This window comes from Vibrio sp. 1078-1 (genome assembly GCF_033340475.1).
In genome coordinates, this window is sequence record NZ_JAWOWM010000632.1 from 1 (window position 1) to 583 (window position 583).

At 41.7% G+C, this 583-nt stretch carries 1 protein-coding gene; it reads right to left on the bottom strand.

The features are described from left to right. Positions 1–218: 218 nt before the first annotated feature. Positions 219–583: DUF3429 domain-containing protein (locus R7190_RS29205; RefSeq protein WP_318138115.1), on the bottom strand; the 365-nt coding region annotated here is incomplete at its 5' end.

Genomic DNA, 583 nt, shown 5'->3' on the forward strand with positions numbered 1-583 from the left:
TAAGAAACGCAGCCAGAAGTCGCATTGATAATTGCAGTACTAAACAGTAGTTTGCGGAAAAACATATTCATATCCTTTGTGAATGTTTACGGACATATATATGTGGGTTTGCGCTACTTTAAAACAAAACGGTGTTCAAAATGTATGTGTATTCACGAAATGAACAATGTTTTATATGGGTTGATTGGTTTTGTGATCTGAGTACTGGACAGACCAGGTTATGCCATCAAAACCAATCCATGCATCAAAATGACGCCGCAGGTGAGCTTATTACTCATGCCTTGATAGCCTTTGGGATCAACTTCCAGTTCGACATTCCGTATCAGCTTTTCTGCATACCAAATGGCAGCGTATCCGGTTGCGAGCAACAATATTGCCGCGATGTAATGTGTATTCCCTTGTAACAAGGCACCCCACGCAAGCAAAACAAACAAATTACTGAGAACTAGGATATTACGGCTCAAGCGGTGGTAGTAATGGTCGATACCATTTCCCCAGAGCACTCCCGATAGAAAACTCAAGATAACGGCGCTGTAGGCAATAAAAAATTGTTGGCCGCTTAGGTTAAATAAGGTGGTGTCAG